The following is an 18,614-nucleotide window of genomic DNA, read 5'->3' on the forward strand; positions in this document are numbered from 1 at the left end:
CTAAGAAGCCAGTTTCTCGAAACTGGCTTCTTTTTCTTTATCAGCAATGTATATTTTTTGCTATTTAGATAGGCATGTGCTTCAAATTGTATTATAAGTTTTAGATACAAGAGGATAGTTTGGGTACGATCCTTAACCTATTGAAAAATTTTCATTTTGAATTTATATGAAGCAATTTACTGTATTAACCCCGATTGATCAGATTTCTTATCGTGCTGAAGAGTTAGTTTCGATAAAACGTAATGATTTGGTTCCCTTATTGGATAATCAAACGCGTATGAATCTATATGCAGATCAGTTGATTCAAGGGCAATCAGTATTATTGAATGGTATTGATCCTGAGTTAACACAAAAATTAAGCCACACAATTGCACAGATTATTGAACAATTATCGGCTTCTAAAAAGAAACTAAATCAAAGAAAGTTTAATACATTACAAAAATGGTTAGGTTTAGACTTAGAATTTAGTGTGGGGCAGAATCAATATCTAAAAGATTTAGATCGTTTAATTGATGAAGCGAATAGGCTGAGTCAACGCTTACAAGTTGAAATTCAAAAATCAGAATCACGTTTCCAGCAAGCTGTGGGTTTACGTGAACAGATGGCAAAATATATTCGTGCTGCGCAAGAGTTTGCTCAAGAATATCCAGCTTTTGTACAGAATAGGCATCCTTTAGATAATTTTTCCGAGCGTTTGTCTAAAAAAATTAATACATTACAGACTTTACAAGCCAGTAATGATATTGCTTTGGCACAAATGCAACTGACGCAACAGCTTTCATTAACATTATTAGATCGGTTTAATGAGGCACAACAAGTTTTGATTCCTGCTTGGCAATATCATGTGAAACAAAGCCAAGCGCAAAGTTCTTCAAATATGACTGAAGAATTGGATCAAAGTCGTGATAAATTAATTCAATCATTAAAGAAATCATTAGAAAATAAATAGGGTAATACGATGAGCGATTCAAACACTCCAGTAACAACACAGGTGGCAACAACAGAATCACCATTAGAGTTGCAGAAGTTTGAGCAACTAAATTTAAAAGAAATTGGGTTGAATAGTGAAGACTTTAATGAAGTGCTGAATGCCCATAAAGACTTAGCTAATATTAATCATACTGCTGTGGCTGAGTATGGTAAGAATATTGCGACCAAAACATCATCTTATACAGATGAATTATTAAATCTCGTTAAGAATAAAGATCTCGATGTAACTGGGCAAAAATTGAATGAAGTTGTTCAAGTTGCACAACAGTTGAATACCTCGAGTATTTTAAATAAATCAAAAAATTCAGGCTTTATTGGTAGCATTTTAAGTAAGTTTAAAGGTGCAAAACAAAGTTTTGATCAGCAATTTAATACCACCAAAGAGCAAATTGATTCTTTGGTGAAAGAAATTGAAACCTCACAATCAGGTTTGAAAACACGTGTAGACACACTTGATCGTATGTTCAATGGAGTGCAAGAAGAATACCGTCAGTTGGGCATTTACATTGCAGCAGGGAAAATTAAACAAGACGAAGTTCAGAAAGAAATTGCCACTTTATCTGCTCAAGAGCAAGATCAAAAAACCAATCAACGGGTTTATGATTTAAATCATCTCGCCAATAATCTTGAAAAACGAGTGAGTGATTTACAAGTTTTGCAGCAATCAGCCATGCAAACTTTACCGATGATTCGGATTATTCAATCTAATAATATGATGTTAGTGGATAAGTTTTATGCCATCAAAAACATCACTTTACCTGCGTGGAAAAACCAAATTAGTTTGGCTATTTCACTGAATGAGCAACGTAATAGTGTGCAATTGGCAAATACCATTGATGATGCGACCAATGAATTGTTGAAGCGTAATGCTGACTTATTACATCAAAACTCGGTTGATACTGCAAAAGCCAATCAGCGTTCAGTGATTGATATTGAAACCCTTGAACACGTGCAAAATACCCTCATTAAAACAGTGAACGATGTGATTCAGATTCAAAAAGAAGGCATGCAAAAACGTGAAGAAGCATCTACACGAATCAAAGCTTTACAATCGAATCTGCAACAATTGGTATTGGACACCAGTACACCTAAGGCTTAATGGTATTGTCTGTTCAATGTATTTTGCCCATGAATTAAAGGTATAGCGCTTGACTGAAAAAAATCAATATCCTGCGGATATTCAGCAGATTGAGCAGGGTTTAAAAGTTCTTAAACGCAGAAAGTTTAATCTAACAGCTTCTGCGTTACTTTTATCAACCGTCGGTGTTGTGAGTTTAGTTGCAGTTTTTTTTCAGCAGGAATTGGTTTTCAATTCATTTGGCGTGGCGCAACAGGTTCAGCAAATTCATTTGCCGTATATGATTGATGGAAAATTAAGAGAATATGTCCATCAACCTGATTATTTTATGAATGCATTTTCATGGTTAGGATGGTTAATTTTAAAATTAATTGTCTCATTCATTGGTGCATTTATGATTGTTGGATTTTTAAAAAGATTTAAATTCTTTTTGATACGCTTTCAGTCTTTTATCCTTAAATTTGTCGCATGGCTCATCACATTTATTGTGCTTTGGGGCGGGTTAAGCTATGTGCAGTATGAGCTGAAAGATGATGAAGAGAGTGAGGTCAGTGCCTTTGTTCAATATGACCAAAATATTCAACAAAGTGATTTTTATCGATATTTACAAAAATCAGATATACCTGAGAATGTGCAAAGTTATTTATTGGCTCAAACTGCTTTGATGCATAAACCTGTAGATAAAGTGGTTGCAACGGTATATGCAGAAAAACTGATTAAAGCGGAACAATCTGATCCGCAATTCTTAGAATATGGTTTTAAACCTGAGCAATTGTGGACGATTCAACATCAAGTGTTTAATCAAGCAGTTTCGCCAATTGCTAAAAGTGTGGAAGCTCAAGTTGATCGTGCAAACTTTTGGTCAAATTGGGTTGGCAAGATCTTATGGGGGATTACAGCAGTTAGTTTCTTATTGAGTTTAATGGTTTATATGCTAGCAAGTCGAATTTCGAAACGCCTTGAGCGAATCGCAACGCAATTGCAATCTTAAAGTTCATGCAGTTTTTTGCTTTTTAATGATTGGATGAGCGAGCAGATTTAAAAAAGCACTTTCAATGAGGAAAGTGCTTTTTTTATAGTACGGATTTTTATTGAGAAGCGCTTTTGATTTAGAAACGACATGCAATTTAAGCGACTTCTTTACTGCGATGTAAAATTAATTCTTTTAGTTCTAAAGTATCGAAAGTTTTATCCCAAATTTCACCATCGACGATATAGTAAGGTGTTGGGTGTTTTCCGAAACTTTGCACATAGCGCGTAATTTCAGCCTGTTTATCTGCTACTTCTTTATGCTGAATTGAGCGCAATACTTTTGTGCCATCTAAGCCCATACCTTCAATAATTTGTTTCAACACTTCAGGATTTGCGATGTCCTTACCATGGGCAAAAATGGCATGAAATAGCGCTTGGGTTAGGGAAAATTGATCAAAAATATTATCCAAAGCCAAGATTGCCTGATGCGCCAAACCACTGTTTGGCATACGTTTCATGTGTTCGATATCAACGGTTAAATCTTGACTATAAGCAGCAAACTTTGCCATATCCAATTTACGATCTGCTTCTTTGGTTCCATAGCGTTCAGTCAAGTATTGATAAACATCTAAACCTTGTTCCGGAATCTCAGGTAAAACTTGCACTGGTAATAATTCGATTTTTCGAGTCGTTGGTTGATTCCAATGCTGTTTGAGTTTTTCAAATGCGACATAACTCATTGGATAGACTAGGTCGAATACGAATTCAATTTTCATTGTTTTACCTCATTGTGATTTGTATCTGAAATTAGTTCACTTCGGTTCACCATTTCAGTTTTAACTATTTCAATTTTATAAGTAAGTACTGCCTGTACTTTTGGGGAAACAACACTGTTTAGAGAAACAACTTCGTTATTTCAGATTAAAACTTTAGATAAAATTTGCACATGAATTTTTGTAGAGCGATCGTTGCAGAATGATTATTTTTATTGAAAATTAATTTAATTTTAAGTTTCGAGGTATCTATGAGCACTATTGATTTTATTGGAAATGTCCCCATATTCATACACAACCTAGATAAAACACGGTTTTGTGAATCATTGGGGTGCGTGAAATTTAAAATATTTTCATTAAACTAAAAAACCGATTGTTTTTATAAAAACAAACTGTTTTATCTATTTTTTAAATCGACGTATTATAGGTTCAACGAAAGAATTTACTCCCTTGGAGATTGTTAGCATGTTAGATACAAATACTTCTGCTCAATTAAAAACATTGTTAGAACGTCTTGAAAGCCCTATTGAAATTGTTGCTTCTTTAAACGGCACTGAAAAGTCAGACAAAATCAAAGAATTAGTCACAGAGGTTGCTGCACTTTCAGATCAAGTGACGGCACGTTTTGATGGTGAAAATGGACGTAAACCAAGCTTTGGTATCGCTAAAGTGGGTGAACAACCTCGTGTATTCTTTGCTGGCTTGCCAATGGGGCATGAGTTTACATCTTTGATTCTTGCATTATTACAAGTGTCTGGTTATGCGCCAAAAGTGTCTGATGAAATTTTAGCGCAAATCAAAGGCTTGAATCTTAAAGCAAACTTTGATGTATTTGTGTCTTTAAGCTGCCATAACTGTCCTGATGTTGTTCAAGCTTTGAACTTAATTGCAATCAACAATCCAGGTACAACTGCGACCATGATTGATGGTGCATTCTTCCAAGACGAAGTTGAAGAGCGCAAAATCTTGGCTGTACCTATGGTTTTCCAAAATGGCGAGCATATCGGTCAAGGTCGTATGACTTTGGAAGAAATCGTAGCGAAACTAGACAGCGGTGCTGCTGCGAAAGATGCTGAAAAACTCAATGCAAAAGAAGCATTTGATGTTTTAGTGATCGGTGGTGGACCTGCTGGTGCAACTTCAGCGGTATATGCTGCACGTAAAGGTATTCGTACGGGTATTGTTTCTGAACGCTTCGGTGGTCAGGTCATGGATACAATGGATATTGAAAACTTTATTTCAGTGCAAAAAACTCAAGGTCCGAAATTTGGTGCAGATATGGAAGCACATGTACGTGAGTACGGTGTGGACATTATGAACCTACAAAAAGTGAAAAACCTTGTAGGTGCAGATCAAACTGCCAGTGGTTTAGTGGAAATTGAACTTGAAAATGGTGCAAAACTTGAATCAAAAACAGTCATCCTATCGACAGGTGCACGTTGGAGAGAGATGAATGTACCTGGTGAGAAAGAGTATAAAACACGCGGTGTTGCATACTGCCCACACTGTGATGGCCCATTATTCAAAGGCAAACGCGTTGCTGTGATTGGTGGTGGTAACTCTGGTATTGAAGCCGCAATTGACCTTGCTGGGATTGTAGAACATGTCACTGTTGTTGAGTTTGATACAAAACTCCGTGCTGACCAAGTTTTACAAAACAAATTGAACAGCTTGCCAAATACCACAGTGATCATGAATGCACTTTCTACTGAAGTGATTGGTGATGGTTCACAAGTGACTGCATTGAAGTATAAAGATCGTGCAACTGATGAAGAACATGTTGTTGAACTTGCAGGGATCTTTGTACAAATTGGTTTGTTACCAAATACAGATTTCTTGAAAGAAACAGCTTTTGAATTGTCAAATCGTAATGAAATTGTGGTGAATGATCGCAATGAAACCAATGTAAAAGGTGTATTCGCTGCGGGTGACTGTACTACTGTACCTTATAAGCAAATTATCATTGCAGCAGGTGAGGGTGCTAAAGCGTCATTATCAGCATTCGATTACATCATTCGTTCAGGTCAATAAGTTTTGATCATCAATGAATAGAAAGGGAAGCCAAAATATTGAATGATTTTGGCTTTCTTCTTATTTTATTGAAAACATTTTAAATGGTTTATAGGAATTGAGTTGCTAACAGCTCAGTTCCTTTTTTATATTCGCCATAGCACCTTTTTATGGCGTATTAGTCGTAAAATTAAATTATAGATGGATGTATAAGCTAAGAATGGAATTTGTACATTTACAATAGTGTGGTGAATGATTCAGCCAATGTAATGTGGTTAAGCTTGTTTAGAATATTTTTAAAATCTATAAGGATTAAGCTTGTGAAGCATGAGCATATAAAAATTACACCTAGAGCTGTTGCGTTTAATTTTTCTGATTCTTCGATTCATTGGATTCCTGAAGATCCATTTTCATCACATACCTATAATGCGATAAATTTGTTATTGCCCGCAGGTGAGTTTTGGTTTTGCCGTGTTTTTAATAAAGCTTTACCTTTGATCAAAGATGCTCAGCTAAAAGAAGATGTCCGTGCCTTTATTAAGCAAGAAGCGACGCATGCACGTGCTCATATTCAAGGGCAAAAGTTTATGACAGAACAGCATTACAATCTTGATGAAGGTTTAAAAACCGCTGAAACGCTATTTGAGCAGCTTTTATCAGACAAACCTTTTGGTTTGGAATTATCAAAATCGAAATGGCTAGCGTCTTATTGGCTGACCATACGTGTGGGAATTGTTGCTGCAATTGAGCATTTCACAGGTGTGATTGGTCAATGGACCTTGGATCATAGTCATAATTGGGATAAATATGGTGCAGATGCTGAGATAAGTGATTTGTTCCGTTGGCATTTAGCAGAAGAGGTTGAACATCGTAATGTCGCATTTGATTTGTTTCAGCATTTATTGCAAAACAAATTAGGTTTTTATATCTCACGCCAAGTGTTGATGACGGCTGTATTTCCTATTTTTATGTATTTAATGGTCGATATCGGACGTAGTTTGGCACGACAAGATGATTTAGTTGAGATGCAGAAAATCGCCAAAGCCAGTTTCCCTCGCATGTTGTGGGAATTGCAAAAAGTCGGTAAGCAAACAGGCAATTTACCCACCTTTACTTTTTTAGCAAAATCAGTTGTGCGTTGGATTTCGCCAAATTATCATCCTGATTCAGAAGGAAACACTGAACAAGCCCTAGCATATTTTGCACGTTCAGCCGCTGTAGCCGCAGCAAAAAGCTAAATATTTCTAATTTTTCAATATAGACCAACTGGATGAAGTCGTTGGTCTATATATTTTGGAGCATATTCAAGCTGTGATTCTATGTATTGATCGTAGGATGAAGTTGTAGTACTAATTTACGGACTAGATTTTCAGCATCTAGTGCCGATTGTTCAAATAACTCACCACCATATTCCTGATATTCGATCGCAATTTCATGAAACTGTTGAATACCAATAAAGTTGAAGGCAGTTTTAACCGATGGTTCTGCATGATTCTTAAATGGTGCATCAGGATGATCAAAATCGTGTCCACCACGAGAAGATAAAATAATCATCGGTTTTTGTTGATCTAGTAATCCTATATAGGGTTGTTCGCGATTTGGATCAAAACTATAGGTTTTGTCTTTTCTGACGATATTATCAATATAGGCTTTTAAGTGGGCTGGTGGACCAAAATTATATAAGGGCATTCCCAAAACAATCAGGTCAGCCCATTTCAATTCAGCGATTAATTCATCACTGAGTTGTAAACGCTGTTGGGCTTTTTCTTCAGATTCCGCATAGCCAAATTCAGATACAATCCATTCTTCATCAATCAGTTGAGGAGGATTCTTTCCGACATCACGATGTTTGATGTGTATTGATGAATCTATTTCAGACCAAGTTTGGATAAAAAGTTCTGTTAATTTACGACTTTGTGAACCATGAGGAACTTTGCCAGCAATGCCTGTGCGGACACTTGAATCTATTCTTAAAATATTGGTCATTTATCGTTGCTCAATCTAAGAGATGAATTATATCTTTATTGAATTGTGGAGCTGTGACAAACGATCAAAATACATGCTATAAGTGAATTAGATTCATCTATATTTAGATTGCAATATGGACTTACACTATTCGTTGGAGCAACTATTGGCTTTTCAATATGTTGCTGAAAGCCTAAGCTTTAAGAAAGCTGCTGAACGTTTGCATCTTACGCCTACAGCGTTGAGTCATCGTATAAAGAAATTAGAAAATCAACTTAATCTGAAATTATTTGAACGTAAAACACGAAAAATAGAATTAACCGCAGAAGGAGAGTTCTTATTTAAACATGTACAAACAGGTTTTGAACATATTCAAAAAGCGCTGTTACAGTTGAACCAAAATCAACAACGATTATTCACCATTACGACTACGCCACCGTATGCGAGTGAATGGTTGATCCCATATTTACCTGAGTTACAAGCTTTGTATCCTGATGTGATGTTTCGAGTACATGCCAGTTATGACCCAGTGAATATGCAGTCAGGGCAATATGATTTAGCGATTCGTTATGGTCAAGGTGGTTATCAAGAATTAGATGTAGAATTATTGGCAGAAGATCAATATGTCGCGGTCAGTCACCCCTCTATAGAAAGTGAAAATATTGATTGGAATTGTGTCCCTCTAATCCATTTTTCATGGGGAGATGAATATTGCCCTAAACGAATCAATTGGCAGAAATGGTATAGCCAACAAAATATGCAAATCCATGTTGGACAACGTCAGGTTTTTTATAATGAGGAAAATCATGCGATTCGTGCAGTATTAGCAGGTCAGGGCATTGCTTTGTTAAGTAAAGTTGCGATTGCACATTATTTACAAATGGGAATGTTGAAAGTCGTGTCTAAGCATTACGTTGAAGCATTGAATTATTATTTACTCTCGTCATTAAAACAGGATGAGGTCATAGTCGGTACAAAAAAATGGTGCCGAGAAAAATTAGAAGGCACTTATAAAGTAATTTAAAAGATGATTGTATTAAAATAAAAAAGCCAAAGTACCCCCCAAATGTACTTTGGCTTTTCCGTTTAATCTTATTATTCTCCCCTTGTTTCGAGTAAGGGCGCTGATTCCCAAACTCTATTTTATTTATTGTTATTTTTATCTTGTACTTAGACAGTATTTATTGATAAGCAAAATACATTCCAAGTTTTACATTTTTATGACATTTCTCAAGTAAGTGTAGTATGTTTAACCAAACAGGCTGAGATAATAAAAACGATTTAACAATTGTTCCTTGCTCTCTACATGTGCTGGATTTTGGACAATACAATCGATCGGACAGACATCGACACAGGTTTGACGCTCATAAAATCCAACGCATTCTGTACAGCGCTCTGCATCAATCTCATAGACTTTTTCACCTTCAAAAATTGCTTGATTCGGGCATTCTGCAACACACATATCACAGTTGATGCATTGGTCTGTAATCATTAAAGCCATGGTTTTATCCTTTGATTAAATCGCTTGATAAGCCAATGATGATGCAGAAATATCAGCAGTAGAGTTTGGTAAGTTGCGAATTAATAAAGCATATTGCATATCTACATCCGCAGGAATAGGAATATCTACAATATGTCCTGAGCCTTTTGCCTCGGTGATCGAGTTGCCTTTTTTATCCAAAATTTCATTCAAAACAAAAGTGATGTTTCCTGAAGTTGTCATGAGTTCCAATGAGTCACCGACAACAAAGCGGTTTTTCACTTCAATCTTGATATAGTCGCCATGTCGTTCTAAAACTTCACCAACAAACTGTTGATGGTCAAAGCGTGAAGAACCTGTTTCATAATTCTGATATTCAGAATGCACGTGGCGACGTAAAAAACCTTCGGTATAGCCACGATTTGCCAGACCTTCAAGTTGTGTCATCAGTGCAGGATCAAAACCTTTGCCTGCAAGTGCATCATCAATCGCTTTACGATAAATTTGCGCTGTTCTGGCACAGTAGAAGTATGATTTGGTGCGTCCTTCAATTTTTAAAGAATGAATGCCCATTTGAGTCAAACGATCTACATGTTGTACAGCACGTAAGTCTTTTGAGTTCATGAAGTAAGTACCATGTTCATCTTCTTCAGCAGCAAACATGTCTTCTTCATTGCGTTGTAATAAAACCGGTTCGCCAAATTGGTGTTGTTTTTGGGCGTGTTGCTCGTCGGCATCTTTATTGTTGCAGCAGCCTGATGCTGTCTCCAGTTGTTGGACTGGAATGACATCCCCAGATGCATCTTCTGCTGCTTCGTGAACTTTATAATCCCAGCGACATGCATTGGTGCAAGCGCCTTGATTGGCATCACGTTTATTCATATAGCCTGAAAGTAAGCAACGACCGGAATAAGCCATGCAAAGCGCGCCGTGTACGAAAACTTCAATTTCCATATCAGGCACATTTTGCTTAATTTCTTCGATCTCTTCGAGGGATAATTCACGTGATAAAATCACGCGAGTTAAACCCATATTTTTCCAAAACTTAACCGTTGCCCAATTGACTGCATTGGCTTGAACAGAGAGGTGAATTGACACTTCAGGGAAATGTTCACGCACCATCATGATCAGACCAGGATCAGACATAATCAAAGCATCGGGTTGCATTGCAACCACAGGTTCAAGATCTCGGATAAAGTTTTTAAGCTTGGAATTGTGCGGTTGAATATTCACCACTACATAAAACTTTTTGCCTAAAGCATGTGCTTCGGCAATACCAATTTTTAAATTGTCATGATCAAATGCATTGTTACGAACCCGCAAACTGTAACGTGGCTGACCTGCATAAACAGCATCCGCACCATAAGCAAATGCGTAGCGCATATTCTTCAGCGAACCGGCAGGAGAGAGAAGTTCAGTAACGTGGGAAATGGTCATGTCGTAAAAGGCATAAAAACTTTATGGGTATTATTCTAGTGATAAAAAAAATAGATTCAACCTAGTAAAAAGCTCGGAATTGAAAATGATTAGCCTCAAAATATTGTCAATCTACTCATTTTAAGTTTATTATATATGGAAATACATATATCCATATATTGATATGAATCAAGTTGATTTTTTTAAATGTCTCGCTGATCAAACACGGCTCGATATTTTACTGATGATTGTGAAACAGGGTGAACGCTGTGTCTGTGATTTGACTGAAAGTTTAGCGCTCAGTCAGCCGAAAATTTCACGACATTTGGCGCTGTTGCGCACTTCACAGATTTTGCAAGATCGTCGCCAAGGGCAATGGGTCTATTATCAGTTACATGATGATTTAGCGCCATGGTGCAAAGAGATTTTGCTCAAACTTGCAGAACAGGATCAGCGTTTTAATTTAGTTGAAAATGCTGGTGCTGAAAATTCCAAATGTTGTGAATAGAGGATTGAATTAAAATGAAAATTTTATTTTTATGTACAGGTAATAGTTGTCGAAGTATTCTTTCTGAAGCTTTATTTAATGCGCAAGCACCTGTTGGTTTCGAGGCATGTAGCGCAGGCAGTCATCCCTCAGGACAGGTGCATCCACTGACCTTGAAAACCTTGCAAAGTTTGAATATTCCGACTGAAAATTTATTCAGTAAAAACATGCAGGCATGTGGGGCGTTTGCACCTGAAATTGTGGTGACGGTATGTAGCGAAGCTGCCAATGAATCTTGCCCGCTTTATTTAGGAAATGCCTTAAAAGTTCATTGGGGTTTGGATGATCCATCACATTTGGATTTACCAGAAGCAGAAAAATTACAGGCGTTTCATTCAACAGTGCAACATATCCAACGACGCTTTGATGCTTTTTTTGCACTGAATTTTGAACAATTGAATGCACAGGAATTAGCCAAAGCACTCGAAAAAATCGCTTTAATTGTGTGAATGTTCAACTATGTCTACTCAGAAACTCTCTTTTTTAGATCGGAATCTTACGCTTTGGATTTTTATCGCCATGGCTGTTGGTATTGCGATCGGTTTATTTTTACCCGAAACAGCGCAAAGCCTAAATCAGATGAGCGTGGGAACGGTGAATTTACCCATTGCCATCGGTTTGATTTTGATGATGTATCCACCTTTAGCCAAAGTAGATTATAAAAATTTAAGCCAAGTTTTTCAGGATAAGCGAACCTTGGTTTTGTCTTTGCTGCAAAATTGGTTGATTGCACCGTGTTTGATGTTCGCACTCGCAATTCTGTTTTTGCAGAACTATCCAGAATATATGACAGGGCTGATTTTGATCGGCTTGGCACGTTGTATTGCAATGGTGTTAGTGTGGAATAATCTTGCCTGTGGTGATAATCAATATGTTGCAGCCTTGGTGGCATTTAACAGTATTTTCCAGATCCTGTTTTTCAGCAGTTATGCATGGCTGTTTTTAACTTATTTACCGCCATTTTTTGGTGTTGAAGCGCAAGTGATCAATGTCAGTTTTTGGATGATCACTCAAGCAGTGCTGATTTATCTGGGTATTCCATTCTTATTGGGCTTTTTAACCCGTTTGATTCTTGTGAAACAAAAGGGTTTGGATTGGTATCAAAATCGTTTTATTCCTAAAATCAGTCCGCTGAGTTTATTGGCATTGCTGTTTACCATTGTGGCGATGTTCAGCTTAAAAGGTGCGGATGTAGTGGCATTGCCACTGGATGTATTGCGAATTGCTATTCCTCTGACGCTGTATTTTATCATGATGTTTTTCATTAGCTTTTTTATGAGCAAATGGATGGGCAATGATTATCCGAAAACCACAGCCATTTCATTTACCGCAGCAGGCAATAACTTTGAGTTGGCACTTGCAGTGGCGATCGCAACGTTTGGTTTGGCTTCGCCAGTAGCATTTACTACGGTGATTGGTCCTTTGGTTGAAGTACCTGTATTGATTGCTTTGGTCAGTGTGTCGTTGTGGTTAAGGAAAAAATTATTTAATGAGGTGGCTAATAAATGACATTGCCAAATATAGATCTAGCATTGCTTGAACATCCGCGTTTTGAAAGTGTTCAGGCACAGAAGCTTCCACATGCTCCTCGAATTTTATTGCTCTATGGTTCAAATCGGGAGCGTTCGTTTAGCCGTTTGGCAGTAATGGAAGCAGGACGAATCCTTGAGCATTTTGGTGCAGAAGTGAGAATTTTCCATCCCAAAGGCTTACCACTTCCTGAAGATGTAGCGTCAACACACCCAAAGGTTCAGGAATTACATGAACTTTTGGCATGGTCTGAAGGTATGGTGTGGTGTTCGCCTGAACGTCATGGTTCGATGAGTTCTATTTTTAAAGCACAGATTGATTGGATTCCTTTGGCAGCAGGGGCGATTCGTGCAACCCAAGGTAAGACTTTGGCTCTGATGCAGGTGTGTGGCGGTTCGCAGTCATTTAATACGGTGAATCAATTGCGGATTTTAGGGCGTTGGATGCGGATGATCACCATTCCAAATCAATCCTCTATCCCAAAAGCATTTTTAGAGTTTGATGAAAATGATCGGATGAAACAGTCATCTTATTATGATCGTATTGTGGATGTGATGGAGGAGTTGTATAAGTTTACGTTGTTGACTCGTGGGCAAGCAGGGTATTTAACGGATCGTTATTCTGAACGTAAGGAATCGGCAGAGCAGTTGTCAAAACGAGTGAATCAGAAGTCGATTTGATTGAATTGTGAGCCAGAATAATAAAATGATTCTGGCTATAAATAAGAAAGATTACCTTTATTTTAATATTGAAATTCAGCAGGATTTATTTAAGTTTGAAATTAGCTTCATAATAAAATTCTTTATTTTTATCATTTTATTTTTCAAAAAATTCAGATTTCTTAATAATGTATTTTCAAAAAAAACTTTTCAACTTCTGTAATATATGGAATGTGAAGAAATATGCTATCGATATGGGAATGGGGAAAAGTCAAAATTGCTTTTATAAACTCAAAATCTAAACCTGTATAAATAAAGAACCAATAAAAAACCGAGGCATTTAACCTCGGTTTATATTTTTAATCATTTAAATTAAAAAATTATTTCTCAACGAATGCACGTTCAATCACATAGTCACCTAGAACACCCATTTTAGGAGATTCTTTAAGACCATGTTGATCTAGAAGAGCGGCAACATCATCTAGGAACGCAGGGCTACCACATAGCATTGCACGGTCAGTTTCAGGGTTGAAACGTGGTAAACCAATTTTTTCAAATAAAGCACCTGTTTCAATCGCAGTCGTTACACGACCTTGAGTATGGAACTCTTCACGCGTTACTGTTGGGTAATAAACTAACTTTTCTTTAGCTCCTAACTCAGAGAAAAACTCATGGTTTGGAATTTCATTTAAGATTAAATCTTGATAAGCCAATTCTGAAATAAAACGTGTGCCGTGAACGACAATGATTTTTTCAAAACGCTCATAAGTTTCAGGGTCACGAATCGTAGACAAGAACGGCGCAAGACCTGTACCAGAAGAAAGAAGGTATAAGTTTTTACCAGGATTCAAATCATCAAGAACCAAAGTACCAGTCGGTTTTTTTGAAATAAGAATATCGTCGCCAACTTTTACTTTTTGCAAAATAGAGGTTAAAGGACCATCTGGCACTTTAATTGAGAAAAACTCTAACTCTTCTTCGTAGTTAGCACTTGCAATAGAGTAAGCACGCATTAAAGGCTTGCCATTTACTTCAAGACCAATCATGACAAATTGACCATTTTTAAAACGCAATGCAGTATCACGCGTGGTCTTAAAACTAAATAAAGTGTCATTCCAGTGGTGTACGTGAGTAATCTTTTCGACGTTGAAAGCAGCCATTAAAGGTCTCAATAAATTATCAAATTAGAACAGCTTACTATTCTAATCTAAAATCATTCTCTATAAACTGAATATATTTAATTGAGCTTATCAGAAAAAATGATTATGGCTGAAAATATGACTGAATTGAGTCTTCCCATCATTGGTGTTATGCGATCTCCTTTTGTGGAAAAATTTGGCATTCCACGTCAGCCAAATCTGGTACAAGTCGAATCCTATATTGAAATGCATGCGCCGTATAATGTATTAGACGCTTTTGAGGGTATCGAAGAATTTAGTCATCTATGGTTGATTTGGCAGTTCCATGATAATAAAAATCAACAAGATAAAGATAAATTCCGCCCACAAGTCCGCCCACCACGTTTAGGTGGAAATAAGAAAATAGGTGTTTTTGCGACACGAAGTATGTATCGACCTGCGCCGATTGGTTTATCTGTAGTACAACTAAAAGAAGTGAGAAAAGAGGGCAATGCAGTTCGTGTTTATTTAACAGGAAGTGATTTGCTTGATGGCACACCGATTTTAGATATTAAGCCCTATATTCATTATTCAGATGCAATTGTCGATGCACAAAGTGGCTATGCACAGGCTGAACCCGTCAGAAAACAGGTGATTTGGTCAGAAGAGGCGGAATTTTCCAAACAAGCCTTATTGAAAAATAAACAGATTCAACAAAAATATGTCGATGAGTTGGAACAAGTTTTGGGCTTAGATCCGCGACCAGCCTATCAGCATGATGATGAACGAATTTATGGACTGCGTTTTGGAGCTTTTAATATTAAATTTAGTTGTAGTGATACAAGTATTATTGTTCAACACATAGAATCTTAATTGATTCATTTAAAGTGCGTATTTATTCATAGAATGATAAATACGCATTTCTGAAACTCACTGTTGAAGCATCTATGATTTCAATGCGTTTACTTTGGCAAAATTTAGCAAATCCTGTTGTGATTGAATCAATAAACGGTTCTTCTCAGCAGCAATCCAACCCAGTGCAAACCAAACTTTAGTATCTGTTTTTACTAATTTTTTTAGTATTTCTTCCGCAACAATCAAGTCATTGTATAGCCCTAAACTTTCTTGTGCAGGTTTGATCGCTTTAATATATTGCTTCACATCCTTTTCATCACATAAAGAAGTTATAAATTCAATACTATAACGCAAGCGTTTTAAATTTTTACGGGTTTTATGCCGTGCTTCGATATCGAGTTCTAAGTAGTTTTCAGCATCCGCTTGAATTTTTTGATGTAATTTATTGATCTTTTTCAAAGCTGCTTTATGTATAGATGCATCGCTATTTTCAGTCGTATCTTGATAAATAAACTGAATCAAAGACAATATAAGATAGTTAAAGTTAGAGGCGCGAAAGAGTTGGGTGAGGCTTTGACGATCAGGCGCTTCAGATTCAGCAAGTTTAAATTTAGGTGCATCCACCGCTTCAAGTTGCGGAAGTAACTCTTCACGAATTACGTCAAGATCACGTGTCGTACCGAGTTGTCGAAATAGTTCCGCCAATTGAGTTTGCCATGTTGGATCAATACGAAGTGACCAACTTGAAAATGTTTTTAAAGCGCTACGTAGGCGACGAATCGCAACACGCGCTTGATGTACATGCTTGGAATTGAAATGACCCGAAGCGATAGCGCTACTGTTTGGCAATAAGTGCTGCAAACAATGATTAAAAATTTTCTGTAAAGCCTTTTCTTGATTGTCCTTTGCACTAAGAAAAAGCGGTGTTTGAAATTGCACAGGATTTTCTTGAATATCTTGTGCTAGGAGAGTACCTCTTTGCGCTTTAGTCCGAGTATCTAACCACAGCCCATAGCGTTTAATACGCGGTAAAATAAAGGAAATTAGATCTTGCACCGTCCCTTGTTTAAGCTCAAATTCTAATTCATTAATATCGAGTATATTTTGATGTGCAATAATTTTTCCAAAGTCATAACTGACTTCAATGTTACTATTTTGAAAATTAAATAAGGTGAATTTACGTTCAATTTTTGTTTGGAATTGAATAGCTAAAGGGTGATCAGTTTGTGTGAAAATAGATTTTACATATTTAGGAATATGCTTAGATTTTAAATAGTTGTCGAGTTGTAATGCTGTTTCATTCTTCCCTAAACTTTCTTCAAATTCTACACGTTTCAAGTGTTGTTCTGTTGGAAGTTTCAGTGTTTGAAACCATTGCTCATTTTCAAGCCGTTGCCGAAGTGAAATGGAATGTGCTGATAAATCAAATTGTGCTGTATCATAATACTTTGCGTTTAAGGCTTTCACCATGCAACTTTTTCGTTGAAAGGCTTTAAGCAAAGCGTCTTTTTTATCTTCAGAAACCTGAAATTTTAACTCCATTTCGAACATGGCTTGAAATCCATTTATGTATTCTTTTAATGAGTTTAATCTTAAAATTTAGATTTATTGCATTTTTTTATGAATGATTACAATTCAGCCGTGAAAGCGACATTGAACTTAGCATAAAGGATACAAAGTATTGTAAAGGAATGATTTAATGTTTAAATCATTCCTATCGTTAATACCTATTTTAAGAATTTACGACTCACAAGAAATTGTTCTGTCGCTTCAAGAAGTTTCTCTGCATAGACTTCTTGTTTCGCTGTCAGCCAACCCAGTGCAAACCAGTCACTGGCTTCCAAATCCGTTTGTTGTAAATACGAAGCAGAAGAGGCAAGCACTTGATATTGTTCACAAGCTTGTTGAGCATCATTCAGAGATTTGCCATATTTTTGCAAATTTTTTACATCATAAATATTGGTCAAAATCGGAAAACTAAATTTTAATTCATTTAAATGTTGTGCCAAGGCTTCAAGGCTTTCTAGATCAGAAAGATCGGCATCATTTAAACTTTCTTGAAGCTGTTTATATTGATTTTGCAGGGTATTTTGCGCATACCATTTTAAATCATGTAATGGTGCTTTTTCAGATTGTCCCAAGCTAAAGATTAATAATTCCAAATAGTGTTGCACATTTTGTGTTGATTTAACTAAATTATTCAGTTTTTCATTGGCATATAAAATATCTTTATCCAAACTTCCTGCAGTTTTTGGATTTTGCAATAAAGCCCCTAAAGTGCGTTGCATATGCTCAAAATGTTGTAGGTTTTTAAAATGACTTTCAAAGGCAGACAATTGATGTGACCATTTTTCAGTCTTGCTGTCTGTCCAATCTTTAAAGAGTGACAGGCTGAGATGTAAGTGATGTAAGGCAACCTGAGCTTGCTGAATATGTTCAGACTCAGCCACTTGAGCTGAAATGGCTGCAATATTGGGTAATAAATGTTGCAATTGGCTGGCAACCAATAGTCGTAAGTTTTTATCAGCACTGTCTTTTTTATTGAAAATAATCTCTTTGGCTTGTTTTGCAGGGCTGACTTTTTTCTCTTGTACCAATAAATTGCCAAACTCAGCTTTACTACGAACATCGAGCCACAATTGATATTTCTTCACCCATTCAAAGCTGAAAGTCAGTAGTGATTGAATCGAACCACTTTTTAACTCGAATTCAACTTCATGAATTTGTTGCGTTGCGGTTTCAGTACGTACTTCACCTATATCTAAGCTAATTTCAATTTCTGCATCTTCAAAGGTGATGACGCGCATAGTTCGTTGAATATCGGTTTCAAACTGAAGTTGCAAGTGATTAAATTGATCACCCAATGCATTTTTTAAAATTGCCAATGCTTCGGGTTTATCTTGATAAATATCAAGATTTAAATCAGGTGCTTCTGCAAGTTCGCCTAGATTAGTATTGTCTTCAAAGCGTTGTAAATGGCTTTTGGTCGCTGCTTTTAAGGTCTGTACCCAATGCGTTCCCTCTAAGCGTTGACGCAGGGCAGCCCCTTGTTGTGAGAGCAGACGATCAGGTGTGTCATAGTATTTCGCTTGTAGTTGAATAATTTCAGATTTTTTAGGGTCTAATGCTTTGAGTAACGCACTGCGACGGGCTTCTGGAATCTGAAATTTCAATTCAACTTCGAGCATGTGAAAATCCTATTTTTCTTGCTGATTCAACGA

General features: G+C 36.7%; 18 protein-coding genes. 11 read left to right on the forward strand and 7 right to left on the reverse strand.

The features are described 5' to 3' along the window. Nucleotides 1-166: 166 nt before the first annotated feature. Genes BEN71_RS07300 through BEN71_RS07310 form a run of 3 tightly spaced genes read left to right on the forward strand, consistent with a single transcriptional unit; the run spans nt 167 to nt 3,059 of the window. Entirely contained in the window at nt 167-949 is a 783-nt protein-coding gene (locus BEN71_RS07300) for a tellurium resistance protein (protein WP_068972777.1), read from the forward strand. Nucleotides 950-958: 9 nt separating this feature from the next. Further along, nucleotides 959-2,089, forward strand: a complete 1,131-nt coding sequence (locus BEN71_RS07305) for a toxic anion resistance protein (protein WP_068972778.1) — start codon at nt 959-961, stop codon at nt 2,087-2,089. Nucleotides 2,090-2,138: 49 nt separating this feature from the next. Next, nucleotides 2,139-3,059, forward strand: coding sequence for a hypothetical protein (locus tag BEN71_RS07310; protein WP_068972779.1), 921 nt, complete (start codon nt 2,139-2,141; stop codon nt 3,057-3,059). 136 nt (nt 3,060-3,195) lie between these two features. Here BEN71_RS07310 and BEN71_RS07315 read toward each other — a convergent pair whose 3' ends face one another. After that, on the reverse strand, nt 3,196-3,816 hold the full coding sequence (locus tag BEN71_RS07315; protein ID WP_068972780.1) for a DsbA family oxidoreductase: 621 nt from the start codon (nt 3,814-3,816) through the stop codon (nt 3,196-3,198). Nucleotides 3,817-4,278: 462 nt separating this feature from the next. Between BEN71_RS07315 and ahpF the strand changes: the two genes are divergently transcribed. Continuing rightward, complete coding sequence (ahpF, locus tag BEN71_RS07320; RefSeq protein ID WP_068972781.1) at nt 4,279-5,844, forward strand: alkyl hydroperoxide reductase subunit F; 1,566 nt, start codon at nt 4,279-4,281, stop codon at nt 5,842-5,844. A gap of 248 nt (nt 5,845-6,092) precedes the next feature. Then, nucleotides 6,093-7,061: a metal-dependent hydrolase gene (locus BEN71_RS07325; RefSeq protein ID WP_068972837.1), complete on the forward strand. Its 969-nt coding sequence runs from the start codon at nt 6,093-6,095 to the stop codon at nt 7,059-7,061. Nucleotides 7,062-7,140: 79 nt separating this feature from the next. Here the strand turns inward: BEN71_RS07325 and BEN71_RS07330 are convergent, their stop codons facing one another. Continuing rightward, nucleotides 7,141-7,809 (reverse strand): FMN-dependent NADH-azoreductase, encoded by a 669-nt coding sequence (locus tag BEN71_RS07330; protein ID WP_068972782.1) that lies wholly within the window; start codon nt 7,807-7,809, stop codon nt 7,141-7,143. 115 nt (nt 7,810-7,924) lie between these two features. Between BEN71_RS07330 and BEN71_RS07335 the strand changes: the two genes are divergently transcribed. After that, nucleotides 7,925-8,812: a LysR family transcriptional regulator gene (locus BEN71_RS07335; RefSeq protein ID WP_068972783.1), complete on the forward strand. Its 888-nt coding sequence runs from the start codon at nt 7,925-7,927 to the stop codon at nt 8,810-8,812. 225 nt (nt 8,813-9,037) lie between these two features. Here BEN71_RS07335 and BEN71_RS07340 read toward each other — a convergent pair whose 3' ends face one another. After that, nucleotides 9,038-9,289, reverse strand: coding sequence for a YfhL family 4Fe-4S dicluster ferredoxin (locus BEN71_RS07340; RefSeq protein WP_068972784.1), 252 nt, complete (start codon nt 9,287-9,289; stop codon nt 9,038-9,040). 15 nt (nt 9,290-9,304) lie between these two features. Further along, complete coding sequence (trhP, locus tag BEN71_RS07345) at nt 9,305-10,705, reverse strand: prephenate-dependent tRNA uridine(34) hydroxylase TrhP (RefSeq protein ID WP_068972785.1); 1,401 nt, start codon at nt 10,703-10,705, stop codon at nt 9,305-9,307. Nucleotides 10,706-10,868: 163 nt separating this feature from the next. Here trhP and BEN71_RS07350 point away from each other — a divergent pair, with 163 nt between their 5' ends. The 4 genes from BEN71_RS07350 to arsH are packed head-to-tail and all read left to right on the forward strand — an operon-like array spanning nt 10,869 to nt 13,441. Then, the gene (locus tag BEN71_RS07350) at nt 10,869-11,192 is read left to right on the forward strand and encodes an ArsR/SmtB family transcription factor (protein ID WP_068972786.1); all 324 of its coding nucleotides are present in this window, start codon (nt 10,869-10,871) and stop codon (nt 11,190-11,192) included. 14 nt (nt 11,193-11,206) lie between these two features. Next, nucleotides 11,207-11,680 (forward strand): arsenate reductase ArsC, encoded by a 474-nt coding sequence (locus tag BEN71_RS07355; RefSeq protein ID WP_068972787.1) that lies wholly within the window; start codon nt 11,207-11,209, stop codon nt 11,678-11,680. A 10-nt stretch (nt 11,681-11,690) separates the two neighbouring features. Continuing rightward, nucleotides 11,691-12,740, forward strand: a complete 1,050-nt coding sequence (gene arsB, locus BEN71_RS07360) for an ACR3 family arsenite efflux transporter (protein ID WP_068972788.1) — start codon at nt 11,691-11,693, stop codon at nt 12,738-12,740. After that, nucleotides 12,737-13,441, forward strand: coding sequence for an arsenical resistance protein ArsH (gene arsH / locus BEN71_RS07365; protein ID WP_068972789.1), 705 nt, complete (start codon nt 12,737-12,739; stop codon nt 13,439-13,441). The genes arsB and arsH overlap by 4 nt, the downstream gene beginning before the upstream one ends. Nucleotides 13,442-13,800: 359 nt before the next feature. On the opposite strand, the gene BEN71_RS07370 is transcribed toward arsH, so the two are convergent. Further along, nucleotides 13,801-14,580 (reverse strand): ferredoxin--NADP reductase, encoded by a 780-nt coding sequence (locus BEN71_RS07370; protein ID WP_068972790.1) that lies wholly within the window; start codon nt 14,578-14,580, stop codon nt 13,801-13,803. 117 nt (nt 14,581-14,697) lie between these two features. Between BEN71_RS07370 and tsaA the strand changes: the two genes are divergently transcribed. Continuing rightward, nucleotides 14,698-15,411, forward strand: a complete 714-nt coding sequence (gene tsaA / locus BEN71_RS07375) for a tRNA (N6-threonylcarbamoyladenosine(37)-N6)-methyltransferase TrmO (protein ID WP_068972838.1) — start codon at nt 14,698-14,700, stop codon at nt 15,409-15,411. A 72-nt stretch (nt 15,412-15,483) separates the two neighbouring features. Here the strand turns inward: tsaA and BEN71_RS07380 are convergent, their stop codons facing one another. After that, nucleotides 15,484-16,944, reverse strand: a complete 1,461-nt coding sequence (locus BEN71_RS07380) for a CYTH and CHAD domain-containing protein (RefSeq protein WP_068972791.1) — start codon at nt 16,942-16,944, stop codon at nt 15,484-15,486. Between the two features lie 176 nt (nt 16,945-17,120). After that, nucleotides 17,121-18,581, reverse strand: coding sequence for a CYTH domain-containing protein (locus BEN71_RS07385; protein ID WP_068972792.1), 1,461 nt, complete (start codon nt 18,579-18,581; stop codon nt 17,121-17,123). Nucleotides 18,582-18,614: the final 33 nt, after the last annotated feature.

This window comes from Acinetobacter wuhouensis, from assembly GCF_001696605.3.
Taxonomy (GTDB): domain Bacteria; phylum Pseudomonadota; class Gammaproteobacteria; order Pseudomonadales; family Moraxellaceae; genus Acinetobacter; species Acinetobacter wuhouensis.